We start from the raw sequence: 26,204 nt of genomic DNA on the forward strand, positions 1-26,204 counted from the left end.
GGTGCTCGTGAGCCCCGGGACTCAGGTGCCCGTCGTAAGCGGCCTGGATGGATCCTGGGACCATTCCTCCAGCGAACCGTCGTACAGGGCGATGTCCTGACGGCCCAGCAGCGTGAGGGCGAGCGCGGTGCCGGCGGCGGAGATGCCGCCGCCGCAGTAGAGGATCACCGGTGACTCCTCGCCCTTGAGGACCGTACCCACGCGTTCGGCGAGTTCGGCGGCAGGCAGGAACCGGCCCGTGCCGTCGAGGAGGCCGCGCCCAGGCAGGCTGAGACTGCCGGGGATGTGGCCGCGTCGGCTGTAACGGGTGAAGGCGGAGCCGTCGAAGCCTCCGGGCGGCAGGGCACATACCAGCGTGCCGGGACGCTCGCCGCGGCTGACGGCCCCCACCGTCTCAATGCCGGTCCACATGTCGGGACGAGGTACGGGGGTGAGGGGGCCGGTGACCGGAGTGGCACTCGTCTCGCCACCATCCCTCTCGTCGCCACCCGTCTCGTCGCCACGGGCAATCGGATGTCCGCCCGTCTCCCATGCCTGCCATCCACCGTCCAGTACCGCCACGGGCACGGAGATCGACCGCAGCATCCACCACAGCCGGGCCGCCCAGATGCCACCGCCGCTGTCGTAGGCGACGACCTCCGAACCGTCGCGGACACCGAGCCGCCGCAGGGCGGCGGCCAGCGCCTCCGGTGCCGGGACCGCGAAGTGGTACGGCGCCCCCTGGTCCGACAGTTCGCCCGTGAGGTCCGCGTGGCGAGAGCCGGGGATGTGGCGCTCGGCCCATTCGGAGCGACCGCTGCCGGACCGGTGGTCGCCGTCGTGGCGGGGTGACGGCAGCAGCGCGGTGGCATCGAGGACGACCAGTCGGGGGTCGCCGAGGCGGGCGGCGAGCCACATGTCGTCGACCAGCGGTCCGGGAAGCAAAGGGTCGGAGCGCAGGGGGTCAGAGAGCAACGGGTCGGGGCGCAGGGGGTCGGTCATGGCGGGGATGCTAACCCGGCGGTGCCCGTCGGGGGTGAGCCTGATCTGCGAGTTCTCGTTGGCTGGGCAAGCTCGTCCCACATCGTGGAACTCGTTTGCACACCATCGGCTGCCCGGGGTTATGGTTTCGGCCATCTACGCGGGAGCCCCTACCCGGTTGGGCTGAGAGGGCGTCTGGGAGCGGTGTCGGCATCTGTCGGCCCGGTCCCCATGGGAACGCCGACCGCATCACTTGAGCCTCAGTGCCCGCGTAGGAGTACCGCATGTCTTCAGCAGTCGAGCAGCAGTGTCCCCCGGCGTCCGCCGCGGCGGCCCGCTCCTGTTGTTGACCCGCCCGGTCTCCCCCTCCCCCTCCCCCTTCTCTTTCCTTTTCGCACCAGGCAGCCAGGCCACGGGCCCGCACGCCTGAGTGCCGTCCGCATTCCGCCGTCTGCCGTCTGCCGTCCACGGAGCCGTCTGCCCATGTCGCACGTCCGAGTCATGCTCGACTACTTCCACCCCTGGCCGAATTCCGCCGGTTTGTACGTGGCCCGGGAGCGCGGCTGGTACCGCGAAGCGGGTCTGGACGTGGAACTCACCGTCCAGGACCCGGGACGCGGCGACACCTTGGAGTACCTGGCCCGGGGCGAGGTGGACTTCGGCCTCTTCCCGCCCAACCGGCTGCTCGCCCGCCGCGCCGTCCCCGGCCGGCCGCTGCTCGCCGTGGCAGCCGTCAACCACCGTGCCCTGGAGGCGATTCAGACCGCCCGCCCCACCGGCATCACCCGCCCTCGCGACCTGGCCGGACGCCGCCTCGCCTACAACCCCACCCCGCGTGGACGCGCCATGGTCCGGCACCTGGTCGCGGCCGACGGTGGCGATCCGGACGCCGTGATCACCGTCGACGCGGGCTACCGCGAGCTGACCGTGGACGACATAGCGGCCGGTGAGGCGGACGCCACCTTCGGCACCTACTGGTCCTGGGACGCCCTGCGCGGCGACCTTCCCGAAGAGCAGCGCCTGACCTGGCCGGTCGACGAGATCGGCGCCCCCCGCTATCACAGCTACCTCCTCGGTACGAGCGAGAGCCTCGCCGACGCCCGCCCCGACCTGGTACGTGCCTTCCTGGCCGCCACCGCCCGTGGCTACGCCTCCGCGGCGGCCGACCAGGCCGGCGCCCGCGCCCTGTTGGAACGCGTGATCCCCTACTTCTCGCGCCCCCTGATCGCCCGTTCCCTCAGCCTGGTCGCCCCGACCTGGACCGACGCGAACGGGAACTGGGGGGTCATCGACGAGACCCGCATGGGCCCCTACGCCGACTGGCTCGCGCGGCACAAGGCCGTCCCGCATGCCCGCGACTGGCGGTCGTCGTACACGAACGACCTGTTGGCCACCGCCCCGGCAGGCGCCGAATGACCTGCCAGGCAAGGGAACTGACGAGACGTATGGCCATCGACCTCATGCGGGTCGACAGCGCGCTGTGTCGGGCGTGAAGAGGACTCTCCCACGCCCCCAGCACTACCGCGCCCATCCGAGGAAACCCCCATGAGATCCCGTACGACCGCCCTGCTCTCCGTCGCCACCGCCGCCGTCCTCGCCGCGACGGGCTGTGCCGCGCAGGACTCCACGTCCGCCGCCGCGAAGAACGGCACCACCCAGGTCACCCTCGCCCTGGACTGGACGCCCAACACCAACCACACCGGCATCTACGTCGCCCAGCAGAAGGGCTGGTTCAAGGACGCCGGAATCGACCTGAAGATCGTGCCGTACGGCTCGACCGCGCCCGAGACCCTGATCGCCGGCCACAAGGCGGACTTCGGGATCTCGTACCAGGAGGGCGTCACCACCGCGCGCGCCGCGGGCCAGGACATCACCTCCGTGTACGCCGTCACACAGAAGACGAACGTCACGGTCTCCGTGCGCGCCGACCGCGACGACATCGCGTCCCCCAAGGACCTGGACGGCAAGACGTACGCGGGCTTCGGCGCCCCCTATGAGAAGGCCCTGCTCCAGAAGGTCATCCAGGAGGACGGCGGCGAGGGCACGTTCAAGCAGGTCACGCTCAACACCTCGGCATACGCGGCCCTTTACGCGGGCAAGGCGGACTTCGCGATGCCCATGCCCACCTGGGAGGGCCTGGAGGCGAAGCTCACGGGCAAGCCCCTCAAGGACTTCCAGCTCGCCGACTACGGCTTCCCGGCCATCTACTCGACTCTCATCGCCTCATCCGGTCAGTACCTCAAGCAGAACCCCGATGTCGCCAACAAGTTCCTGGCCGTGGTCGACAAGGGTTATGCATACGCCGCCGACCATCCCGGCCAGGCCGCCGATCTCCTCATCGCGGCCAACAAGAGCACGCTCACCAACACGGAACTGGTCAAGAAGAGCGAGGCGTTGCTCGCCAAGGAGTACTACCGCGCCACCGACGGCACGCTCGGCACCCAGACGGCGAAGCGCTGGCAGGACTTCGCCGACTTCGAGTTCAGGTCCGGCCTGCTGGTGGACAGGAACGGCAAGAAGCTCACCAAGGCGCCGGACGCCTCGACGTTCTTCACCGACGCCTACCTCCCGGACACCAAGTGAGGACGGCCCTGCGGGCGGTCTGGCCGCCGCTGCTCGTCCTCGCCGTGCTCGTGACCGGCTGGCAGGCGTACGTGACTGCCGCCGGCGTCGACCCGACGGTGCTGCCCAGCCCCGCCCGCGTCCTGTCGCAGGGGTGGGCGAACCGTGGCGACCTGTGGGACCAGACGCTGCCCACCCTCCAGGAGACCCTGCTCGGCTTCGCGCTGTCCTTCGCCGCCGCCTGGCTGGTGGCCGTGGTGCTGGACTTCTCGGCTGCGGCCCGCCGGGGCCTGTACCCACTCCTGGTGGCCTCGCAGACCATCCCGATCGTGGCCGTCGCACCGCTGCTGATCATCTGGTTCGGCTTCGGTCTGCTGCCGAAGATGCTGGTGGTGACCCTGACGACGTTCTTCCCGCTCGCGGCGAACCTGGCCGCGGGCTTCGCGGCCACCAACCGCGACGCGATGCGGCTGCTGCGCTCCCTGGGCACGGGCCGGGTGCGCGCCTTCCGCCTGGTCCGGGTGCCGAGCGCGCTGCCCCACTTCTTCACCGGGCTGCGGGTGAGCATCACGTACGCCGTGGTGGGCGCGGTCTTCGCGGAGTACGCGGGCGCCGAGAAGGGTCTCGGGATCTATATGCAGGCGCAGAAGAGCGCGTTCCGCACGGACCTGGTGTTCGCGGCGGTCGCGGTGACCGCCGCGCTGAGCATCGCCCTGTTTGGGGCGACCTGTCTGCTGCAACGGCTCGTCCTTCCGTGGGAGCGGGCGCTGGTGAAGGAGGGCCGGTCATGAGTCTCGAAGTGCGGGGCGCCACAAAGGCGTTCGGGTCGTTGGCAGTGCTGCGCGACCTGAACCTCAGTGTGGAGCCGGGTGAGTTCGCGGCCGTCATCGGTCCGAGCGGCAGCGGCAAGAGCACCCTGTTCAACCTGATCTCCGGTCTGGACAGGCCTACTTCGGGCGAGATCCTGGTCCAGGGTGCCCCTGCGTCCGTGGCCTCGGGCAAGGTCGCCTACATGCCCCAGAAGGATCTGCTGTTCCCGTGGCGCACGGTGCTCGACAACACGGCGCTGGGACTCGAGGCCCAGGGAGTGCGGAAGAAGGAGGCGCGGCGCAGGGCAGGGGAACTCTTCGAGGCCTTCGGGCTCGACGGCTTCCAGTCCTCGTATCCCTTCCAGCTCAGCGGCGGCATGCGGCAGCGCGCGGCCCTGCTGCGCACCGTCGTTCTGGAGCGGCCCGTGCTGCTGCTCGACGAGCCGTTCGGCGCGCTCGACTCGCTCACCCGAACGGAGATGCAGCTGTGGCTGGCCGACATGTGGCAGCGCTACCGCTGGACCGTCGTCCTGGTCACGCACGACATTCGTGAGGCCGTCCTGCTCGCCGACACCGTGCATGTCCTTTCGCCCCGCCCGGCCACGGTCGTGGAGCGCATCGAGGTGCCGCGTTCCGGCCCCCGCGGTCTCGACGCCCTCTCCGAGCCGGAGTTCGCGGCGACCGAACGGCGGCTGCTGGACTCCCTCAGCGGCCGGGCGAGCCGGGTGAACGAGGTGAGGGCGGGATGAGCGGGCTCCTGGCCCACGGCATGGGTACGGAACCGGTGGCCCCCGACTGGCCGCCGCTCACCGAGGCGGAGGTCGAGGCCGTCCTCGGCCCCGTGCGTGTGATTTGGCGCAGCCCGCGCCCGCTGTCGGCGGCCGCCCTGGTCGAGCGGGGCGGGCGGCGGCTCTTCGTGAAGCGGCACCACAGCGACGTACGCACCTTGGAGGGTCTGGCCGAGGAGCACGCCTTCCTGCGGTATCTGCGAGACCGGGGTGCGCCGGTCGTGGAGGTGCTGGGGGCCGAGGCGCGCGGGGAGTGGGTGTACGAGGTCCACACGGCCGGAACGGGAACGGATCTCTACCGGGACGCACTGTCGTGGTCGCCTTTCGCGTCCGTGGCCCATGCCCGGGCCGCCGGTGCCGCACTGGCCCAACTCCATCTGGCGGCGGAGGGGTTCGGCGCCGCGCGCCGACGCCCGCAGCCCCTCGTCTCCTCCTTCAGCATCTTCGCGGCGGTCGATCCCGAGGCCGCGCTGGAGGCGTACGTGGCCGAGCGACCGGCACTGGTAGCGGCGTTGGCGGGCCGTCCCTGGCGGGAGGACCTGCGCGCGGTCCATCTTCCCTTCCATCGGCGTCTGCTGCCCCACCTCGGCCGCCTGGCACCGCTGTGGACGCACAACGACTGGCACGCCTCGAACCTACTGTGGGACCCGGCGACCGGCACGGTCTCGACCGTCCTCGACTTCGGCCTCAGCGACCGCACGACCGCAGTCCACGACCTCGCGACCGCCATCGAGCGCAACACCGTCCAGTGGCTCGACCCGTCCCGGCCCGTCCGCCCGGACGACGTGGACGCGCTCCTCGACGGATACACCTCGGTACGCCCGCTGAGCCCCGCCGAGTCGGCCGCCCTGCCCGAGCTGCTGCCGCTCGTGCACGCGGAGTTCGCCCTGTCCGAGCTGGGCTACTTCCACAGCGTCACCGGATCACGGACCAACGCCGATCTGGCGTACCGGTACCTGGTGGACCACACTCGATGGTTCACCACCAGCGACGGGCTCCGGCTCCTCGATCGCGTACGGCTGCGTATACGTCGTTCCTAGTGCCGCATGGGCTGTCAGGGCTGTGCTTGTGGCCGGTTGACCGTGTGCCGACCGCGTCCAGTCGTCAACCCGACCACCCGCCCTCCACGATCCCCGAGCGCCGACAGCAGACAGCCGCTCCTCAGCCGAAGACCCTCACACCATTCCGAGGCCGAGCCTCGCGAGACGAAGGAGTGCCCATGACCGTTCGGCTCCCTACAACGGACCTTCAGGCCTTCACCCAGGACTGGCTGGAGTGGTACCGCGGGCAGGAGGAACGCCTCGCCGCTCCGCACGGAGTCCTGGCGCTCACCGGCCTGCACTGGCTCGACGACCGGCCGCAGCGATTCCCTGACGCACCGGGCGCCTGGTGGACCGGCGCCGCCGGGGTCACCGTCGTCCTCGACGACGGCGAGGAACTCATCGTGGAGGGAACGCCGGTGCGGGGTGAACACCGCTTCGGAGTGCTGCCCGAGCGTGGTGGCGTCGACGCCGTCTGGGGCGATGCCGTGATCGAGGTGGCCAAGCGTGGCGGGCACGACATCATCCGGCCCCGGCACCCGGACGCACCGTTGCGCACCGCCTTCGCCGGTACACCCGCCTACGCCCCGGATCCCCGCTGGGTGGTGACCGGTCGTTACCGCGCGTTCGACGAGCCGCGTCCGACGACCGTGGGCGCCGCGGTCGAGGGGCTGGAGCACGTGTACGACGCCCCGGGCCGGGTCGAGTTCGAACTGGACGGACGCCCCCTGGCCCTGACCGCGTTCCCCGGACACGGCCCGGGCCGACTGCTGGTGCTCTTCACCGACGTCACCTCCGGGGTGACCACCTATGCCGCCAACCGGGCCCTGGCTCTCGACCCGCCGGCCGCCGACGGAACGGTCGTCCTCGATTTCAATCGCGCGGCGAACCTGCCGTGCGCCTACACCCACCTGGCCACCTGCCCGCTGCCCCCGATGGAGAACCGACTGCCGGTGGCCATCGAGGCCGGGCAGAAGACGCCCCTTGAGCGGGGCCGAGCCTGATCGGCGGAACCATCTCCAGTCGGGCTTGGGCATGAGCCCAGCTGCGGCTGTGCGGCCACTCACCATGGACTACGCAGCCCTCCGCTCGCCGGTTCGCCCACGTTGCCCAAGCACGTAGCCGGCCTGGAGGCGTGTCCTGGCTCCCAGGGCGTCCATGAGATCCGCGATGCGCCGCTGGCAGGTGCGCAGGGAGATGTCGAGCCGCCGGGCGATCACCTTGTCTTCGAGGCCGTTCAGCAGCAGGCGCAGAATGGCCTCGTCGATCAGGGCGGAGGTGGAGCGCGCGCTGTCATGGTCGTAGCTGCCGTCGAAGGGCCGTGCCTCGTCCCACGCGCCGCTGAGCGTGCGCCACAGCGCTGCGACCACGGACTCTTCGCGTACGAGGCTGAGCCCCTGCCCCTCCCCGACGGGGACCACGGCGACTTCGGCGTCGACGACCAGCAGCCACGCGGGAGGGGAGACGGCCGTGCGCACCTGTCCTCCGTCGCGCAGCAGTGCCTCCGCCTGCTCCCGCACCCGTACGTCGAACCTGGCGGCCTCCGGCAGCAGCACCCGGAGGAGATCGGAACGCGTCCCCGCGTACCCCGGCCACGCCCCGCGGTCCAGGTCCGCGAGTTCCTCCCAGGGATCCTGGGTCGGGAGGGACAGCAGGATCTCTCGCTCCGCCTCGACGGTGATCGTGGTGAGGATCCCGCGGGCCGCTCGGGGGTCCTCGACGCGTTGTACGTGCGGATGTTGTGGCTCACCCGCGAAATTGGCCCGGTACAGCGGCAGCAGGCTGTGCATCTGCTGCCTCAGCCGCTCCAGTTCGTTCTGCCGTCGGCGAAGAGCCTCGTCCTGCACCGCCAGCAGTTGCAGGGAGGCGGACATCGGGCTGACGGCGACGTAGGCATACGTGCAGCCGTGCACCAGATGCAGGAGTCGCAGCCGGACGAGATCCTCGATGGCCGCGGCGGCTTCCGCCTCGGAGATGCCGAGATCTCGTACACACCGCTGGATGTCGACGTACTCACTGCGTAAGGCGAGCGTGTAGACCTCGCTTGCCGCGGTGCCCGCCTGCGGGATGTCCGGCAGATCCGCTATGCCGTCGATGTTCACTGTTCGTCTCCCCCTCGTAATCGTGCCTGACGTAAGTCGGCGGCTGCCCGGCGAGGGCCGCTGCCATTGATTCTTCAACGGAGACAGGTCATGGGCCCGACCCCGGGGCGCTTTGTTCACGTTCCCGCAACGCCCGGGCAGCGCATGCCGGCCGACCGCATCCACCGCGCTCCGGACGGCTGCGGCAGAGACAAGGAGATTCATGAGTAACCGTCAGCCCGAGGCCCGCTTACAGGGCCTCTGGTCCGACCTGGTTCCGGTCGCCGTTCCGTCGGAAGCTCCCACGGCCCCGCACGGCAACGTTCTGGGGCGGATCCGCTTCACGGACGCCCCCGCCGAGCCCGCTCTCGTCGAAGACGCTCCCCTTCTGACCACCCACATGACGAACGAACACGTCACTCCGGTCGAGGAGATCTGGCGAACCGGCCTGCCCGTACGGGCCGGCGTCGCCGGAGACGCCGTCTTCGCCGAGGACGGCGAGCATCTCTTCTACGCGGTGCGTCTCGGCCCTCAGCCCGTGTACCGCCGACCGGTGCGCGAACTGTACGAGAACGCCCTGCGCTTCACCTGGGAGCGCGGCTACACCGACCTGGTCCGCATGTGGAACCTCATCGGCGGAATCACCAGCCCGAACGCGGACGGCCTGGAGACCTACCGCGACTTCTGCATAGGCCGGGCGGAGGCGTTCGGCGCCTTCGCCGACCGCTTTCCCCAGCTGTCGGCCGCCACCGGGATCGGCACACTCAGCCCGGGCGTCGACGTCTGCTTCCTCGCCGCGAAGCCGGGTCGCGCCGTGCACCTGGAGAATCCCCGGCAGACGCCCGCCTACAAGTACCCCTCCAGATACGGGCCGAAGTCTCCGAGCTTCGCCCGGGCGACGTTCCTGAGGGACGTCGACGCGCCGGGCCGGGAGACAGGGAGCCTCTTCGTCTCGGGCACGGCCAGCATCCTGGGCGACGACACGGTGCACGTGGACGACGTCGCGCAGCAGACCGAGGAGACACTGCGCAACATCGAGGCACTCGTCGGCGGCGACAACCTCCGGCGGCACGGCGTGGCGGGTGCCGGGTACGACGTCAAGGACCTCGACCAGGTCAAGGTCTACGTACGCGACGCCGAGCACCTTCCCGTCGTACGGAGCATCTGCGAGTCGACGCTTCCCGGCGACGCGGACATCTCGTACTTGAACGTCGCGGTCTGCCGGCCCGACCTGCTGGTGGAGATCGAGGGAGTGTGCAGGTGACGGACATCCTCACGGACATACCCGCCGTTCCGACCGAGTCCGCCCCGGCCGACGGCAATCTGTCCGTACGACTGGAACAGCTCGCGCGGCACAAAGGCTGGCTCGACCGGCCCGCGTACCTCCAGGGAACGCACCGCTACTCCTACGGCGAGGTGTACGACCGGGTGCGCCGGACCGCGGGGGCCCTGCGACGACTGGGTGTTCGGCGCGAGGACCGGGTGCTGCTGGCGCTTCCCGACAGCGTCGCCTTCGTGGTGACGTTTCTGGCCGTTCTGCGGATCGGCGCGGTGGCCGTGCCGGTGAACACGTTCTTCCACGCCGACGAACTGCGCTCCAGCGAAGAGATCGCCGAGGCCTCACTGGTCGTCTCCGACGCGGCACTCCAAAAGGAGTTCCGCGGCCGCAGCGTGACGCCGAGGGAACTGACGGAGAGCTACGGCCCCGCGAACGACGACGTCGACACCGGCGGCGCCCCGGAGCCGCTGACGTCCGACGCTCCCGCCTTCGCCGTGTTCACATCCGGCACCACGGGGGCACCTCGCCTGTGCTTCCACGACCACGGCGACGCCCTCCACTTCGACCGGGCGATCGGCGGTGTCCTCGCGCTCCGCCAGGGCGAGGTCTGCTATTCCGTGTCGCGGATGTACTTCGCCTACGGGCTGGGCAACTCGGTCCTCCTTCCTCTGCAGCGCGGCGCCGTGGTCGTACTGACGCCGCAGCGGGCGGACGAGACGAGCGTCCCGCTGGTCCTGCGACGCCACGGGGTGAGCGTCTTCTACGCCCAGCCCAGCTTCTACGCCCGGCTGCTCGCCCGCCCCGAGGCCGTCGGCCTGCTGGGCCGACTGCGTCTGGCGCTCGTGGCCGGCGAGACGCTGCCCCGGCCCCTGGAGGACAGGCTGCGCCGCGTCCTTGGACCACGTCTGCTGAACATCTGCGGCACCAGCGAGATCGGTCACGCCGTCCTGGCCAACGGCCCGGACGAGACCCACCCGTACAGCCTGGGCCGCATCCTTCCTCCGTACCAGGTGCGGGTGGTCGACGACGCGGGCAAGCCCGTCCCCGACGGCGAGGTCGGGCAACTGCAGATCGCCGGCCCCACCATCGGCCCCGGTGTGACGCGGGGCAGCCTGCCGCCGCACCGGCTCGGCCCGGACGAGTGGTTCACGACCGGAGACGCCGCACGCGTGGACGACAAGGGTCTGGTGTGGTTGCTCGGGCGCGTGGACGACATCGAGATCGTCGCCGGAGCCAACGTCCATCCCACGGAGGTGGAGGACCTGATCACCGGGATCGCCGGGGTACGTGAGGCCACTGTGTGCTCGGTACGGCGGGCCGACGGTGTGACGAGCCTGCGCGCCTACGTCGTCGCCGAGCCCGGAGTGGACCGACTCGCCGCGTTGGCGGCCACGATCCGCTCGACCACCGGGGCGAGGCTGACCTCGTACAAGGTCCCCGAGGACGTCGAGTTCATCGACGCGCTGCCCCGCAACAGCACAGGAAAGATTCTCCGCCGCGTCCTGCGCGGAGCGAACAGGGAGTTGCCCGATGGCACAGCATGAGACGTCCCCCGTCGCCGCGAAGACCCCGGTCACCGCGTTGGCCGCCGCACTGCTCACCATGGTGTTGTGGGCCTCGGCGTTCGTGGCGATCCGGCACATCGGCGAAAGCGTGCGCCCCGGCTCCCTGGCGTTGGGCCGCCTTCTCGTCGGAGCTCTCGCGCTCCTCGCCGTCGTGACGGTCCGACGCGAAGGGCTGCCACCGCGCGCCGCCTGGCCCGGGATCGTCGGCATGGGCGTCTTCTGGTTCGGGCTGTACATGGTGGCACTGAACTGGGGCGAGCGGCACACGGAGGCGGGGACAGCGGCCCTCCTCGTCGGCGCCGGTCCGCTCCTGGTGGCGCTGCTCGCCGGGTTCCTGCTGCACGAGGGCTTCCCACGTCCCCTGCTCGTGGGCCTCGCGGTGGCGTTCGTGGGTGCGGCGCTGGCAGGGGCTTCCAGCGGCGGTGGCGACACCGCCGTGGTCGGCGTGCTGCTCTGCATGGCAGCGGCGGCGGGTCACGCCGTCGGCGTCATCTTCCAGAAGCCCGCGCTCTCCCACGCGTCGCCGTTGCAGGTCACCGCCTACGCCAGCACGATCGGCGCCATCGCCTGCCTGCCCTTCGCGGGACAGCTCGTCACGGATCTGGGCAACGCGTCGGCCGGGAGCTGGGCGGGAGTGGTGTACCTGGGACTGCTTCCGACGGCACTGGCCTTCTGGACCTGGTCGTACGCTCTGGCGCACATGCCCGCGGGTCGCCTGGGAGCAGTGACCTACATCGTGCCGGCCATCACCGTGGTGCTGGCCTGGCCCACGCTGGGAGAGTTCCCGTCGGGCCTGGCGCTCGCCGGGGGTGCGCTGTGCCTTCTCGGCGTAGGGATCTCGCGCCGTGCGCCGCGGACCGCGCCCGGACCGACCCCATCGCCGACCACATCACCGGCCCCTGAGCCGGCGTTCGCCGAGTCCGGATCGGTGGGCGATGTGCGGGGGGAGACGGCCGACGTCTCAGGACCGGCACGGGCACAGGACTGAACACCGACCGCCCCAGGAAGAGAGACTGCAGGAAGAGAGACTGACTGAGTCGGGCGCCGCGAGGACGTGCTCGCGGCGCCCGAGGGGCCTCGTCCTGATGGGATGGACCCTCGCCGCCGAGGCGGAGCGGGTCAGCCGGCCTGCCGCCGGTCGGTCGTGGAGCGGTGGGTGAGTGGTTCCCGCAGGCCCAGGTGCTCGCGCAGCGTCGTACCCGTGTACTCGGTGCGGTAGACACCGCGTTCCTGCAGTGCGGGGACGAGCAGGTCGACGATGTCGTCGAGGCCGTCTGGGATCAGGTAGGGCGTGACGTTGAAGCCGTCGACAGCGCCGTGCCGGACGTAGTGGGCGAACTTGTCCGCCAGCCCCGCCGGAGTGCCCACGTGGCCGCGCTGGGGACCGAGCGCGATGACGGTCTCGCGCAGCGACCACCGGTGCGCCTCGGCCTTCTCCCGCCACTCGGCGACCACCTTGCGCGGGTCGGCGATACGACGGGCGCCGAAGGAACCGTCGTTCTCGGCGACGACCGGGTCCTCGTCGGGCAGCGGACCGTCGGCGTCGCGATCGGAGAGGTCCAGGCCCCACAGGAGTCCGGCGATGCCCAACGCGGTTGCCGGAGTGACCTGTTGGAGACGGATCCAGCGCTTCTTCTCCAGGGCCTCCTCCTCCGTGGCCCCGATGATGATCTCCGTGCCCGGGAGGATGCGCAGGTCGTCGTCGGGCCGGCCGACGGCGCGCAGGCGGCGCCGGAGGTCGTCGGCGAAGGCGAGCGCGTCGTCGAAGTCGTTGCCATGCGCGGAGAAGATGACGTCGGCGTTGCGGGCGGCGAAGTCCCGGCCCTCGCCGGAGTCCCCGGCCTGGAAGATCACGGGGTGCCCCTGGGCGCTGCGCGGCAGCGTGGGCGCGAGGTCGACGTCGAACTGCGGCCCCCTGTGGCGGACTTGACGTACGGCGCCGGGTGCCGCCCAGGCGGGGGCGCCCGGGGAGCCGGAGACGGCCCCGCTCTCCCAGCCGTCCCACAGCGCGCGGGCGACGGTGAGGAACTCCTCGGCGCGCCGGTAGCGGTCGGCGTGGTCGAGGTAGCCGCCGCGGCGGAAGTTGGCGCCGGTCCAGGCGTTGTCGGTCGTCACCACGTTCCAGCCGGCGCGGCCCTCCGAGAGCAGGTCGAGACCGGACAGGCGGCGGGCGAGGTCGGCAGGCTCGTTGAAGGTGGTGTTGGAGGTGCTGACCAGGCCGATCCGGTCGGTGACGGCGGCCAGTGCGGCGAGTTGGGTGATGGCGTCCGGCCGCCCGGTGATGTCGAGGTCGTGGATCTGTCCGTCGACCTCGCGCAGCCGCAGCCCCTCCCCCAGGAAGAACGCGTCGAACAGGCCCCGTTCGGCGGTCTGGGCGACGCGCCGGAAGCTGGCGGGGTCGATCTGGGAGCCGCTGGCCGGGTCGGACCAGATGGTCCAGTGGTTGACGCCCTGGAAGAAGACGCCGAAGTGGAGCTGTGCGTCCGGGCGGGGTACGTCGAGGGGGTCGGTGCGGGTCATCGGGTCTCCTCAAGGGCCTCGAACGCCGCACCGGCGGCGTAGCGGTTGGCGGGCCGATCGAGGCCCAGGTGGGTGCGTAGGGACGCGCCGGGCAGCGGGCGGACGGCGTGCCGGCGCTGGAAGAGGTGGGGCAGGACGAGCCGGGACAGCTCCGGCAGGTCCTCGTCCAGCACCAGCGGGTGCAGGCGTACGCCGTCCACGACGCCTCTCAACTGCTCAAGCAGGGTGGCGAGTCCGGCGGCGGAGCCGATGTGGCGCAGCCGTCCGCTGGTGGTCCAGGGCGCATGCCGCTCGAGGTCCGCGACGCGCTCGTCGGCCGTGGCGTCCACGGTGTCGAGGGCGACCTCGACCTCGGCGAAGGTGCGCGGTGTTCCTGCGGCGGCCGCGGCCGCGGTGACCGCGGCGATGTCGTGGCCCTCGACGAGGGCGACGTCGAGTTGTTCGGCGGGCACGAGGTCGGGCCGGCCGAGGACGACGAGTTGGCCCTGGGGCGGACGAGGGACGATCGCCGGGCCCTTCACGGCGTAGGTGTCGCCGGTGAAGTCGACGTAGTGGAGCCGGTCGCGGTCGAGGTAGCGGCTGGTGGCCACGGAGCGGATCACCGCGTCGTCCTCCCAGGAGTCCCACAGGGCGCGCACGACCTCGACGCCGTCGCGGGACTCGCGGGCGCGGGCGGCGCCGCCGTCGACGAGGGGGCGGTCCCAGGCGCGGGCCGCCTCAGGACGCACCTCCTCGCTCACCACCCACCCGGCACGCCCGATCGAGATGTGGTCCAGGGACGCCAACTGGCTGGAGATGTGGAACGGTTCGGCGTAGGTGACCGGAACGACCGGCGCGATGCCGATGACACTCGTCGACGCGGCGACGAACGCGGCCCGCTCCACCGCGCCGATGCGGCCGACCGCGTCGGGCGTGGCGCCGGGCGGGAGCACGCCGTCCTCCAGGGTGAGCAGGGTGAACCCGGCGTTCTCCGCGGCGGCGGCGACGCGGGCCACACGGCGCGGGGTCAGCAGGTGGTCGGGTGAGTGGGCGGCGCGGCGCCAGGCCGCGGGGTGGGCGCCGTCACCGTCGAGTTCGACGGCGAGCCGCAGGGCAGGGCCGGACATGGGGTTCCTTCCGAGGGCACGACGAGACGGCCGGCCCGACGGGCCGACGGGGTCAGGGGCGTGCGGAAGGACAGACGGCGGAGGCGGTGCGGCAGTAGTCGACGTGCCGCCGGATGATCAGCCGCGTCCCCGTGCCGGCACCGTGTGGTGCGGCGCCACGTACGCGCATCGGGGCCTCCACCCGTCCGGGAGCGATCGCTTCAACCTACGTCGTCGCCCCCGGAAGATGTCAAGAACATTAGATGTACGCGCATACAGCAGCGTCACGGCTGTCACTCGCCGCGCTCCTGACCAAGTGACGGCTCCCGCCGCCCAGCGGGACGGCCCCGCCCACGCGGGCAGCTGTCGGGGAGAGGCCGTCGGGGTCGCCGCTGACAGCATGTCGAACTGTCTCCAGCGCTTTGGACGACGCATGCGTGCGGCGTGGACGCCCCTCTCCGGCACACGGCCGGGCTCACCGGACGACTGGCGGTACGGAAGCGCCGCGGAGGAGCAGCGCGGAGCATGGACGGCCACGTTCGTACCGTTTGTTCGTCCACGCCCCCCTTGCGACCGTCCTGGGCAAGGCGCCGTCCACCCGACGCGTTTGCGAAGGAGTGAATCGCCGGAGGGCGGGCGTGCGCCGAGTAGGGCAGGGCGGGACAGGCTGTGAATGATGCCGGTCGCAACGGGAACAACCCTGCCTTGCCCGTGCCTTCGGTGGTGTGTGCTCGTGACTGCGGGCGCAAGGAGCCTTCGCCGAGAGACGGCAACTCCCCCAAGGCTCAGCCCGGCTCCTGGCTGGTCCGGCGAAGGGAGCAGGTCCGCGTCCTCGACCGCAGGGACCCGCGCGTGAAGGCCTGTTGTGGCTGACCGCCAGGCACGCCGGGGGCCCGGGGCCGCTCGCCGGTCCAGGGAGGCGTGGCCACTCGCCGGCCTCGGGATCACGACACTCAGAGCACCCGGCTGTGAACTTCGCGCTCAGAAAGTCCTGTTGGCCTCGTTGACATGCCGCAAGCACTCGCGTTTCACTCAACACTCGTGCATGGCAACGTTGTCAGGCCGTCGGAGCGACCGGCATCGTTGCCCCCCGCCGGCGTTCCCCGTTCCCCGAGGACGTCAGCACCGATGTGCGAATCGTGAACCGCTGCGGAGGCAACCGATGGTCAGACCTCGACGTTCTACGGCGCCACGTGACCGAACGAGATTCCGCCAACGCCTGGCGGTGGTGTCCGTCCTGGGCATCGCCGTACTCCCACTCCCGGCGATCGGGGGCGCCCATGCCGCGAGCGCCGCGACGCCTGCCCTGGTGAAGGACCCCGCGTCCCTCGTCAACCCCCTCATCGGCACCTCCGGCGCGGTGGACACCTTTCCCGGCCCCGACATGCCGGCCGGCATGGTGCAGTGGGGTCCCGACACGACGCCCGACCGTCCCTCGGGCGGCGGCTACGAGTACAACGACAACAAGATCTCCGGCTTCAGCCTCACCCATGTCTCGGGGCCCGGCTGCGGCGTCGCGGGCGACCTGCCCATCCTGCCGGTGACCGGCGCGCTGTCGGGCAACCTCGGCGATGCGTCCGTCGGCTTCAGCCACGACGACGAGCAGGCGGGCATCGGGTACTACAAAGTCACGGACGCGAACGGCGTCAAGACCCAGCTGAGCGACACCACCCGCGCCGGCCTGGGCACCTTCACCTTCCCCGCGGGCCGACAGGCGAACCTGCTGTTCAAGCTCAGCGGGGGCGCCACACAGGTGGACGGGACCCGCGTCCAGGTGGTGAACGACACGGAGATCCGCGGCTCGATCGACAGCGGTCACTTCTGCGGCGCGAGCAACAGGTACACGCTGCACTTCGACATCAAGTTCGACCAGCCGTTCACCGCGAGCGGCACCTGGGTCGGCAGCACCATCAACTCCGGCGCGACGTCGCTGAAGGCGGGCAGGGCCCAGCAGACCCTGCAGGCGCACCCGTCGAAACCGCTCAAGGAGAAGCACTTCACCGTTCCCGCGGCCCCCTCCCCGACCGTGCACGGGAGCGGCACCACGTCCACGAGCACGCCGTCCCCGGCGCCGAGCGCCGACGCCGCGCCCCGGACGTCCGCCGCGAGCAAGGCCGTCCAGCCCCCCACCACGGGTGCGAACGGCATGTACCTGACCTTCGACACCTCCTCGACCCCGACGGTCAGCGCGAAGGTCGGCATCTCGTACACGAATGACGCCAACGCCGCGGACAACCTCACCACCGAGATCAAGAACTGGAACCTCGGCGCCGTCGAGCAGGCGAACCACGACGCCTGGAACGCTGTGCTGAACAAGATCCAGACCGGCGGCGGATCCTCGGACCAGCAGGTCCAGTTCTACACCGCGCTCTACCACGCGCTGCTGCACCCCAACGTCTTCTCCGACGACAACGGCCAGTACATGGGCATGGACAACCAGGTCCACAAGCTGGCAAAGGGCCAGCAGGCCCAGTACGCCAACTACTCGGGGTGGGACACCTATCGCTCCCAGACCCAGCTGATGGCGATGGTCGAGCCCAAGGTCACCAGCGACGTCGTCACCTCGATGCTCAACGGCTACGACCAGACGGGCCTGCTGCCCAAGTGGGCCTCGAACAACGGCGAGAGCTATGTGATGGTCGGCGACCCCGCCGCCGGCATCATCGCCGACGCATACGCCTTCGGCGCCCGGAGCTTCGACACCGACAAGGCGCTCGCCGCCCTGCAGCACGAGGCCACCGCCCCGAACAACGACCGCCCCGGCGAGTCGGTGCGGGACGCGAAGGGCTACCTCCCACTGGACGAGAACGACTACGGCTGCTGCAACTTCTACGGCCCGGTCTCCACGCAGTTGGAGTACGACTCCGCCGACTACGCCGTCGCCGCCTTCGCGAAGTCGCTGGGCAAGACGGCCGTCTACGAGAAGTTCGCCACTCGCGCCCAGGACTGGATGAACGTCTTCAACCCGCAGACCGGCTACATCCAGGGCAAGAACAAGGACGGCCAGTTCGCGACCGGTTTCACCCCCGGCACCTCCAACGGCTTCGTGGAGGGCACCTCGGCCCAGTACACGCCGATGGTCCCGTTCAACCTGCAGCAGCTCATCCAGGCGCGCGGCGGTGCCAAGGCCTACTCGTCCTACCTGGACAGCCTGCTCGACAACATCACGCACCCCGGCAACACCGACGCCGACCTGAGCAACGAGCCCAGCGTGGAGATCCCCTGGGAGTACAACTACACCGGCGAGCCGTGGAAGACCCAGGCGGCCGTCCGCAAGGCCCAGCAGAACCTGTACTTCAACGCTCCGGTCGGCTCGTTCGGCAACGACGACCTCGGCGCGATGAGCTCCTGGTACGTCTGGTCCGAGCTCGGCATGTACCCGGAGACCCCGGGCACGGACACCCTGGCGCTCGGCAGCCCGGCGTTCCCGGTGGCCAAGGTGGCCTTCGGCAACGGCAAGACGGTGCGGATCAACGCTCCGCAGGCAGCGCCCGACGCGCCGTACGTGCAGTCGCTCGACGTCAAGGGCAAGGAGTGGAACACCTCCTGGCTGACGTACCAGCAATTCGCGGGGGCGGGCACGGTCGACTTCACGCTCGGCACCGAACCCGACAAGTCCTGGGCGTCCGACCCGTCGGCGGCACCGCCGTCCGACACCACGGGGGGCGACCGGGTCCTGGCGGCGACCGGTCCCTCCAGCGACGGCCTGGTGCTCCAGCCGGGCGCGTCCGGTGACGGCACGCTCGACCTGACCAACCTCGGTGGCAAGGCCGTCACGGTCGACTGGAAGGCGACGGCGCCCTCCGGCATCACGCTGGACACGGCGTCCGGCTCGGTGCCGGTGCCCGCCTCGGGCAGCGCCGAAACGAAGGTCCATGTGACGGCGGGCACGAGCGAGGGAACCTTCCCGGTCACCTTCGCGCTGACCGACCACAGCACCGGCGCGGCGCTCAGCGGGGCCACCCTCCGCGTGGCCGTGGCCAAGGCCGGTGCGCTGTGGCCGTACGCCACCAACGAGGGCATCTACCCAGACGGCACCAGCTACTCGGGCGGCTTCGACGGCGGCGGCTGGGCGTTCTCGCAGAACGCGCTGTCGGCGGCGGGCGTCACCAGCGGCTCCACTCTCACGGTCGACGGCATCTCCTACACCTGGCCGACGGTGACATCCAGTCAGCTCGACAACCTGGAGATGGCCGGTCAGACCATCCCGATGCCGGCCGGTACGTCGGGTGCGTCACTGGGCCTGCTGGGCTCGGCGGCCAACGCACCGACCGACGGCAGCGGGGTCTCGGGCACGGTGACCGTCACCTACACCGACGGCACCACCTCCCAGGCGACCGTCGGCTTCTCGGACTGGACGCTCAACGGCGGGTCGAGCAAGCCGCTCGCGGGTGACACGACGGCCGTCACGACGGCCTACCGAAACACCGGGAGCGGAGGCCGGGACAACGTGAAGACCTACGTCTTCGCCACGAAGGTCCCGCTCGACGCGTCCAAGCAGGTGGCGTCGATCACGCTGCCGGTGACAGGCTCGACGGGCACCGACCACCTGTTCGCCTACGGCTTCGGCCAGTAGGAACTCGGCACGCGCCGACGAATTCGGGCCGGTTCCCAGGCATGAGCCCGGGAACCGGCCCCACGCGGGCGCAGGCCCGCCCGGCCATCCCCTGCCCGGGACTGCTCGTGGCCGCGCTCCTGCTACCCGGCAGGCGGTCGCCCGGTAGGTCGGGTGGGCGCTCCACCCTGGTCCCGTACGGTCAGGCCAGGCGGACGACGACGCACCTTGTGGCGCAGCGTGAGGTATGAGGTTGCCGCGCCCGCCCGAAGGCGGCTCACGCTTGCCGTCTTCTGCGGTGAGCCGGCCGATGTCCAGGATCCCGAAGCAGGCGGTCATGCCAGTCATTCCCAGGACGCCGAGAGATACCGCGAGCGACCTGCCCTCCTCAGAGTGGACTTTGTAGACCCCCGTTCCGTCCGACAGGGCGAATTCCCGATCGTGATCGCGCGCATGACCGCTCCGACCTCAACCGGTGTGACGAGTCCTGCATTCATCCAGCCACGCATGGCAGGGTCGATCGACAGGTGTGTGACCTTGACCAGAAGCTCCCCTTCGCCGGGCACGGGGACCGGCGTCTCGGCAAGCTCGAAGTCGGAATCCTTGAACGCGCCGACCGGGCGGGCCGCGAGGCGGAATCGGCGATTGACGCCAGTCATTTCTGCCCTCCCCTCGCCGGACGGGATGTGGTCGTCGCCGAACATCGGGAGGCCACTGGCGGACTCCGTGCGGGGTGCCTCGCCCTGGGTGACGCCCGTGAGGTCGGCAAGGCGGGTGCTGACGGCGTCGTCGGTGCCCCAGACGACGAGGGCGTCGACCAGACAATCGCTGCCGCCGGTGAAGTCTTCGTCGGTGAAGCCCCGGCGTTTGAAGCTGGTCGTGTAGTTGGTCAGTTGGACGTACAGGTCGAGGAAGCCGCGTGCCATCTCGCGTGCCGTCGCGGGCTCGCTCTCGAGGACCACGGTGACCACGGGCGCCAGGAGCGTACCGTCGCCAAGGACACCCCGGGCCTGGCTGACGCGCTCCTTGGGAGACAGGTCAGGACGTGTGCGGCAGATAGCCGGGCGCCCACCATGCAGGAGCGCAGGCCACGGCCGCGTCGACCATGTCGTCCTTCGTCACCGAAGGGTCGCTGAGCCATGCCTTGATGGCGCCGGCAAAACCATGGGCCATGAACTGCGCGACCACACGCCGGCTGGCATCGCGAATCTCCGGTCTGCTACTGCTCGCCATGAACCCCAGGGCGTAGTCGTTGAAGTGACGCACAAGCGCGTCGTAGACACCGCTGCCCGCCGGATCGGTGAGGGCGAGCCGGTAGATCTCCCGGAACCGCTCGACGTGGTCCCCCACCTCCGCCGTGGTCATGCGGAGCAGGTCGGCAGCCGAATGCCCGCCCGACTGCCTGGTCTCCTCCAGCCGGTGACCACGCTCCAGGTCGGCGTAGAGGACCTGGATGAGCAGCTCCAGCGGAGTGCTGTAGCGGTTGTAGAACGTTGCCCGGGTCAACCCGGCGCGTTCGGACAGTTCCGCGACGGTGACCTGGGAGATGGGCCGTTGCGACGCGAGCTCCACGATGGCCTGCTCGAAGGCCTTGACGGTACGAGTGATCCGGGGATCGATCTGGTCGCTCAGAGCACTGCCCTCCTGTTCAGCTCACCATGCTGCTACTCGCCTTCCGGCAGCGTGGCCGCCACCTGGCGCCTTCATATTGTGCCGCCACCACAACCAGTGATTTTATGCAGGTGTCAAATAACATCGGAAGGACACTGCCTTGGCTCCCCACGCCCCGATCTCACCGCAGGAAGCCGCTGACCGGCTGGCCATTCGTGAGCTGATCGACGCGTACGCGCACTGCGCGGACCGACGCGACGCCGAGGGCCAGATGGCCCTGTTCACCAAGGACACGCGCTTCCTGGTGTTCATGGACGCCACTGCCACGGAACCGACGCAGGAACTACACGGGCGCGAGGCCCTCGCCCCGGTGTTCGACAATCTCAACACCTACCGGGCGACCACGCACTTCAACGGCCAGAGCACCGTCTCGCTGGACGGGGGCCGCGCAACTGGCGAAAGCTACTGCATTGCCCACCACATCTCGGTCGACGACAGCGGACAGCGCACGATCATGATCGCTTCCATTCGCTATCTCGACACATTCGCCAAACACGACGGGGAATGGCTCTTCACCGAACGTCGTCTGATGGTCGACTGGACCGAGACCCGACCCTGCACACCCTGACCCACCCGGCCAGGCCACGGAGACCGCCCACCTGCAACCACCGGAGTCACTCGCGGCCCCGATCCCGGCTGGAGGGCGAGTCCCAGCCGGACGGGAATCCAGCCTCGCGGAGTCCGGTGCGGGATGCACCGTTCATGGCGCCGCCAGGGCCTCAGCCGACACCGACGTACCGCCGTCGGGCGCCCGAGGGTCTGCACCGGGCCGAGGCGACCCGCTCCCGGTCCGCCGTCCCGGCCTCGCTGGGAGCGAAGAACGAACTGGTTCTTGGTCGACGTGGGGGTACCGGCCCGCCGGCAAGGCTGACCGAGGCAGGCAGCAGCGCACGCTCCTTCCGCCACAACACCCTCCGGCAGGGACGACAGCCATGCCCAGCAGAGACCAGCGAGTCGCCCAGGCGTTCCGCGCCATCACCAGCGCGCCTGGTCAGCGCCCACCTGGACGGGATTCTGGGCAGGGTCGTGGCCGGCGCATGCGGCCCCAGCGGGACCTGCGTGGTCCGCGGGTGGCTCATCGCGGCCGGATGGTTCCACGCAATGGGCGCAACCGAGATCCTGAACGCTCCCCGCGTGATGCCGCACGGCTGCCTGGCCGGTGGCTAGCCGGGGCTCAGCTTCGAAGACGGGAGTCTGATCCCGCGCGCTCGCGCCCAGCCACACGATTGAATGCGAGAGTCGCTCAGTGGTGCGCGGTCCCGGTGCCCTTCTGCCGTGAAGTACGTGACCCAGGAGTGACTGGGTGAGGCCGAGCCTCAGGCCCGATGGAGAACGGTCACCGCACTGCTGATGGCCTGTCGAAGCGACCCACGGTCAGGCCGCGTTCCATGTAACTAACCGGATGGAAACCCTCGCACGACTAATTTACATGTGTATATTATCGGGCCGCGGAACGATCAGGGCCGATGGCTCTGCACCATGCAGAGTCTGTTGTTCGCCGTCCGCGACGCCGACAACCCGCTCAACCGCGCACGTCGCGCCGGCCGCCGCCAGAGGCATCACATGAGGAGGCACGCGTGGTGTCCGAACCCGACGCCGCCGGTCAGGCCGGCACCGGCCGGCTACCAGAGCAAGCAGTGCCTGACGCGGAACTCACCGACCGCATCCGCCGACGGGCTGCGGCCTCGACGCCACCGGTCCAGGCATTTGGCCACCGTCACATCCCCGCCGCACTGGCTTATGCCCGGCTGTGCAGCCGATGGCCTGCCGCGGCGTCCGCGCTCGCCACCCATGCCTTTTCGCTCGCCACGCTGGAGATTCGCCGCGGTATCCAGCCGCGCGGGATCTGGCGCCACCAGCTACTCATGCTGGTCCAGCAGACGGCCGCAAGCTGGGCCGCAGACGGCAGAAGCGACCACCTTGCTCCCGGCTTCGTCGCCTGCCTTGAAGCAACCGGCACCACGACCCGCGGGCGGCTGCTTCCGATCGGCGCACGACCGCATGACGGCACCATGCTCGATGCCTTTCACAGCCTGCCCGAACGGACCCGAATCGTGCTGTGGCACGCCGTACTGGAGGCGGAGCCCGACGCCGAGACTGCCGCCCTGCTCGCCACGGAGCCGGACGCGATCGCCGCCCTGAAGCCGCTGGCTCAACAGGCACTGCACAAGGCCTACTTGCACGCCCACCTGCAACGCAACGGCAACCAGACCTGCGCGCGCTTCCAGCGTCTCATCGAAGCCACCACAAGACCGGGCGACCTACGGCGTAGCCTCGACCTGGAACAGCACATGGACACCTGCTCCTGCTGCACTCTGGCCGTGGCCCACCTCTTCCACATGATGCAGGATCCGCGTGGCGCCTTGGCAGAGGGACTTCTCGGGTGGGGCAGCGCCGCCTACCTCGCCGACACACCGCACGAACACCGCAGCCATTTACTGACCACGCGGAGCAAAGCGCCTGTTCCCGTCGCCCGTGCGGCCGCTGAGACCCCCGCACCTTCTGCCCAGCAGACCGGGACCCCGGTACGCCACCGCGGCCACCGGGCAGCACTCGGCGCCACCACCATCGTGACAGCGGTAGCCGCAACTTCGGCCGCCGTCGCAGCCGTAGCACTGCTGTCAGGCGGCCGGGGAAAACCCGAACCTGCCACTCCGACGACGCAGCCGCCCCTCGTCACAACAGCAGCCACGACATCCCCCAGCGCCGCCGGCACAAGCGCATCCCCCACCGCCGGCACCTCTCCCAACGCAGCGCCGTCACGCACGCAGGCGCCTTCCGCCTCACCAACGCCCGCTTCGAGCCCGAAGAACAACGTGAACCTGGCACTGCACCAGACGGCGACAGCCAGCAGCTACACCCAGAACTACGTTCCGTCCAACGCTGTCGACGGGAGCACCACGACGTATTGGGAAAGCGCCAACAACGCGCTTCCTCAGTGGTTCGAGATGGACCTGGGCCCGCCAACCGACGTCCGCACGCTCGTCGTGCGTCTTCCGCCTCTCGCGGACTGGAACTCACGCCGCCAGACCATCGCCATCGATGCCTGCACGAACGGCCATGACTGCCGAACAGTGGTCCCGGCGACCCCGTACACCTTCGCCTCATCGACAGGAAACGCGGTGACGGTGGCGCTGGGCCCGCTGATCCGCACCCGCTACCTGAAACTGACCTTCACGGCCAACACCGGCTGGCCCGCCGCTCAGCTCTCCGAACTGCACATCTTCTCTTCCTGACGTGCCCGCCGCCAGCAGCTGCAACGCCTGCAGCGAGCCGGTGGGACAGAACCGCAAAGGAGCCAAAATGAAAGTGATCCTCTTCGGAGCATCGGGCATGGTGGGGCAAGGGGTGCTCCGCGCCTGCATGGAGGACCCGGGAGTGACGGAAGTGATCGCCGTCGCCCGACGGTCACTTGGCCGCAACGCCCCCAAGCTTCGCGAAGTTCTCCACTCGGACTTCGCGGACCTGGCTCCGATCGCAGCAGATCTGGCAGGCGCTGACGCATGCTTCTACTGTGCCGGCGTGTCATCGGCAGGGCGCAGTAACGCGGAGTACGAGAAGATCACCTACACCTACACGATGGAAGCCGCGCGGGTCGTGGCCGCCGACAATGCACACCTGACATTCGTATATGTGTCAGGAGAAGGCACCGACAGCACGGAGCAAGGGCGTACCTTCTGGGCCCGGGTCAAGGGCCGCACGGAGAATGCGCTGCTGGCCATGGACATGCACGCCTACGCCTTCCGTCCCGGATGGATCCAGCCCGTACACGGAGAGACTTCCGGAACGAGGTGGTACCGGCTCTTCTACCGGCTCACGTCCTGGCTCTATCCACTCCTGCGTCGTCTCGCACCCCGGTATGTGACCAGTACCGAGCATCTCGGGCGCGCGATGATCGCTGTTGTGCGGCTGGACGGTGCAGGACCCCACATCCTGCGGACGGAGCAGATCACTCGACTCGGGGCATAGGGCCGAGGCGACAGGAAGCTACGTGGGCTCTGGGTGTGTTGTCCCGGGACGTTGGTACACGCGTGCTGGGTACTTGAACAGGTGAGGGTCTTCTGGTGTGGATTGCGGCATCCGCACGCCGCCGCAGAGCACCCTGGCCGTGGCGGTAGGGGTTCGGCTGTCGTGGGCATGCTCGACAAGGGGGACCATGACGGCACATGAGCCCGACGGCGAGGGTGAGTGCGTTGGTCGGCTCGTGGGCCAGTCCGTCGACGACGCCGGTCACGGTCTCGCCGAGCACGATGATGATGAACAGCCCGAACCGTTCGGTGAGCGCGTCGGTCACGCTGAGCGCGACCGCCTGTACCGGGGTGGCCGTACCGACCATGGCAGCGAATCCCGCCAGGTAGGCGACGGCCAGAAGGCCCCACGTCAGCACACGGGTCTCTGCGGGGAGGGCGGCGCTTGCGGCCAGGACGAGCGCGCAGGCTGCCGTCCCGGTCACGAACAACCTGCTGGGGCGGCGGAATTCGGGGCTGTCGCCGCGTGCGGCGAGCAGCCACAGCATCGCCAGGACCGCGAACAGCACCCCCGCGGTCACGGCGAACGCGACTCCGCGTGCGCCGCCGGCCTCGGGGATGAACGCGCCCAGCGGGACGAGTACGAGGATCTGCAGCAGGAACATGCTCCGGCCGCGGGCATCCTCGTGGCCGTGCAGTTCGTGGTGGAGGGTGCCGTTGAACCAGGCGATCCACACCAGCGCGAACACCGCGGCGAACAGACCCAGCCCATGCCAGGTCAGATGCCCAGGGTCTGTCCCAGCCATCGCGTCCCGCAGGAGTGTCAGTGCCTGTGGCGGAGCAAGCTGCCTGATAGTCGCGCTCGTTGGCCCTACGGGCCGGCTGTTGCCACGACCAGCTGTGCCGCTTGAACAACTGCCTGGTTTCCGACCGCGCAGGAGACGTGGAACAGGCAACTCGATGGGCGTCTTGACCTGCGCCGGGGTCCACTGGTGGTCCGCCCAGCCATGCGCGAGTGCCCTCGCTCCACCTCACGTTTCCACTCGGACGACGTGGACTCGCCCGAGCCGGTTGCGCAGGCAGCGAGCAGCCCGATTGGGCAGTGGCCGATCTGCCTGGACACACAGCGGGAATGTCAACGACCGCACCCAGTGCGAGACGATCTAGCCGACGAACGTCTCCGAGATGGTCCACAGTCGGGCGGCGTTCTCCGGGTCGAGGGCGTACGGCGCGACGCCGGCGATGGCACCGGCTCGTTCGGTGACTGTCTGGGCCTGTGCGCAGTCGTCGAAGTAGCGGCCGGTGATGCCCTCCACCGAGG

At 69.9% G+C, this 26,204-nt stretch carries 20 protein-coding genes; 13 read left to right on the plus strand and 7 right to left on the minus strand.

Features of this window, described 5'->3' with window-relative positions; genetic code table 11:
• Window positions 1-21 precede the first annotated feature (21 nt).
• A complete protein-coding gene (locus tag KVT44_RS45870) occupies window positions 22-981 on the minus strand; it encodes a sulfurtransferase (protein ID WP_217574080.1) in 960 nt (319 codons plus the stop codon).
• A gap of 462 nt (window positions 982-1,443) precedes the next feature.
• Here KVT44_RS45870 and KVT44_RS45875 point away from each other — a divergent pair, with 462 nt between their 5' ends.
• From KVT44_RS45875 to KVT44_RS45900, 6 genes are all read left to right on the plus strand, one after another.
• Complete coding sequence (locus tag KVT44_RS45875; RefSeq protein ID WP_217574082.1) at window positions 1,444-2,376, plus strand: ABC transporter substrate-binding protein; 933 nt, start codon at window positions 1,444-1,446, stop codon at window positions 2,374-2,376.
• A 129-nt stretch (window positions 2,377-2,505) separates the two neighbouring features.
• Window positions 2,506-3,543 (plus strand): ABC transporter substrate-binding protein, encoded by a 1,038-nt coding sequence (locus KVT44_RS45880; RefSeq protein WP_217574083.1) that lies wholly within the window; start codon window positions 2,506-2,508, stop codon window positions 3,541-3,543.
• Window positions 3,540-4,313, plus strand: coding sequence for an ABC transporter permease (locus KVT44_RS45885; RefSeq protein ID WP_217574085.1), 774 nt, complete (start codon window positions 3,540-3,542; stop codon window positions 4,311-4,313). The genes KVT44_RS45880 and KVT44_RS45885 overlap by 4 nt, the downstream gene beginning before the upstream one ends.
• Window positions 4,310-5,080: an ABC transporter ATP-binding protein gene (locus tag KVT44_RS45890; RefSeq protein ID WP_217574087.1), complete on the plus strand. Its 771-nt coding sequence runs from the start codon at window positions 4,310-4,312 to the stop codon at window positions 5,078-5,080. Before KVT44_RS45885 ends, KVT44_RS45890 begins: the two co-directional genes overlap by 4 nt.
• Window positions 5,077-6,159: a phosphotransferase enzyme family protein gene (locus KVT44_RS45895; RefSeq protein ID WP_217574089.1), complete on the plus strand. Its 1,083-nt coding sequence runs from the start codon at window positions 5,077-5,079 to the stop codon at window positions 6,157-6,159. Before KVT44_RS45890 ends, KVT44_RS45895 begins: the two co-directional genes overlap by 4 nt.
• 179 nt (window positions 6,160-6,338) lie before the next feature.
• Entirely contained in the window at window positions 6,339-7,163 is an 825-nt protein-coding gene (locus tag KVT44_RS45900; RefSeq protein WP_217574091.1) for a DUF1684 domain-containing protein, read from the plus strand.
• A gap of 69 nt (window positions 7,164-7,232) precedes the next feature.
• On the opposite strand, the gene KVT44_RS45905 is transcribed toward KVT44_RS45900, so the two are convergent.
• Complete coding sequence (locus KVT44_RS45905) at window positions 7,233-8,261, minus strand: LuxR family transcriptional regulator (RefSeq protein ID WP_217574093.1); 1,029 nt, start codon at window positions 8,259-8,261, stop codon at window positions 7,233-7,235.
• 202 nt (window positions 8,262-8,463) lie between these two features.
• Between KVT44_RS45905 and KVT44_RS45910 the strand changes: the two genes are divergently transcribed.
• Genes KVT44_RS45910 through KVT44_RS45920 form a run of 3 tightly spaced genes read left to right on the plus strand, consistent with a single transcriptional unit; the run spans window position 8,464 to window position 12,072 of the window.
• Entirely contained in the window at window positions 8,464-9,504 is a 1,041-nt protein-coding gene (locus KVT44_RS45910; RefSeq protein WP_217574095.1) for an FkbO/Hyg5 family chorismatase, read from the plus strand.
• Window positions 9,501-11,063, plus strand: a complete 1,563-nt coding sequence (locus KVT44_RS45915; protein ID WP_217574097.1) for an AMP-binding protein — start codon at window positions 9,501-9,503, stop codon at window positions 11,061-11,063. Before KVT44_RS45910 ends, KVT44_RS45915 begins: the two co-directional genes overlap by 4 nt.
• Entirely contained in the window at window positions 11,050-12,072 is a 1,023-nt protein-coding gene (locus KVT44_RS45920; RefSeq protein WP_217574099.1) for a DMT family transporter, read from the plus strand. The genes KVT44_RS45915 and KVT44_RS45920 overlap by 14 nt, the downstream gene beginning before the upstream one ends.
• A gap of 131 nt (window positions 12,073-12,203) precedes the next feature.
• On the opposite strand, the gene KVT44_RS45925 is transcribed toward KVT44_RS45920, so the two are convergent.
• Together KVT44_RS45925 and KVT44_RS45930 are read right to left on the minus strand one after the other, a co-directional pair.
• Window positions 12,204-13,604: an NtaA/DmoA family FMN-dependent monooxygenase gene (locus tag KVT44_RS45925; RefSeq protein WP_217574101.1), complete on the minus strand. Its 1,401-nt coding sequence runs from the start codon at window positions 13,602-13,604 to the stop codon at window positions 12,204-12,206.
• Window positions 13,601-14,710, minus strand: a complete 1,110-nt coding sequence (locus tag KVT44_RS45930) for an LLM class flavin-dependent oxidoreductase (RefSeq protein WP_217574103.1) — start codon at window positions 14,708-14,710, stop codon at window positions 13,601-13,603. Before KVT44_RS45930 ends, KVT44_RS45925 begins: the two co-directional genes overlap by 4 nt.
• Window positions 14,711-15,914: 1,204 nt before the next feature.
• Between KVT44_RS45930 and KVT44_RS45935 the strand changes: the two genes are divergently transcribed.
• Entirely contained in the window at window positions 15,915-19,265 is a 3,351-nt protein-coding gene (locus tag KVT44_RS45935; protein WP_308314294.1) for a lectin, read from the plus strand.
• A gap of 323 nt (window positions 19,266-19,588) precedes the next feature.
• Here KVT44_RS45935 and KVT44_RS60800 read toward each other — a convergent pair whose 3' ends face one another.
• A complete protein-coding gene (locus KVT44_RS60800; protein ID WP_308314295.1) occupies window positions 19,589-20,215 on the minus strand; it encodes a hypothetical protein in 627 nt (208 codons plus the stop codon).
• Window positions 20,216-20,282: 67 nt separating this feature from the next.
• On the minus strand, window positions 20,283-20,816 hold the full coding sequence (locus KVT44_RS45945; protein ID WP_308314296.1) for a TetR/AcrR family transcriptional regulator: 534 nt from the start codon (window positions 20,814-20,816) through the stop codon (window positions 20,283-20,285).
• Window positions 20,817-21,015: 199 nt separating this feature from the next.
• Here KVT44_RS45945 and KVT44_RS45950 point away from each other — a divergent pair, with 199 nt between their 5' ends.
• From KVT44_RS45950 to KVT44_RS45960, 3 genes are all read left to right on the plus strand, one after another.
• Complete coding sequence (locus tag KVT44_RS45950) at window positions 21,016-21,483, plus strand: nuclear transport factor 2 family protein (protein ID WP_217574107.1); 468 nt, start codon at window positions 21,016-21,018, stop codon at window positions 21,481-21,483.
• A 1,009-nt stretch (window positions 21,484-22,492) separates the two neighbouring features.
• Complete coding sequence (locus KVT44_RS60805; RefSeq protein ID WP_217574109.1) at window positions 22,493-24,151, plus strand: discoidin domain-containing protein; 1,659 nt, start codon at window positions 22,493-22,495, stop codon at window positions 24,149-24,151.
• A gap of 67 nt (window positions 24,152-24,218) precedes the next feature.
• Window positions 24,219-24,884 (plus strand): NAD-dependent epimerase/dehydratase family protein, encoded by a 666-nt coding sequence (locus tag KVT44_RS45960; protein ID WP_217574111.1) that lies wholly within the window; start codon window positions 24,219-24,221, stop codon window positions 24,882-24,884.
• On the opposite strand, the gene KVT44_RS45965 is transcribed toward KVT44_RS45960, so the two are convergent.
• Complete coding sequence (locus KVT44_RS45965; RefSeq protein WP_254650801.1) at window positions 24,865-25,689, minus strand: low temperature requirement protein A; 825 nt, start codon at window positions 25,687-25,689, stop codon at window positions 24,865-24,867. The two genes, KVT44_RS45960 and KVT44_RS45965, sit on opposite strands and share 20 nt — an antisense overlap.
• Between the last annotated feature and the right edge of the window lie 515 nt (window positions 25,690-26,204).

The organism is Streptomyces sp. GbtcB7 (assembly GCF_019091445.1).
Lineage (GTDB): Bacteria > Actinomycetota > Actinomycetes > Streptomycetales > Streptomycetaceae > Streptomyces > Streptomyces mirabilis.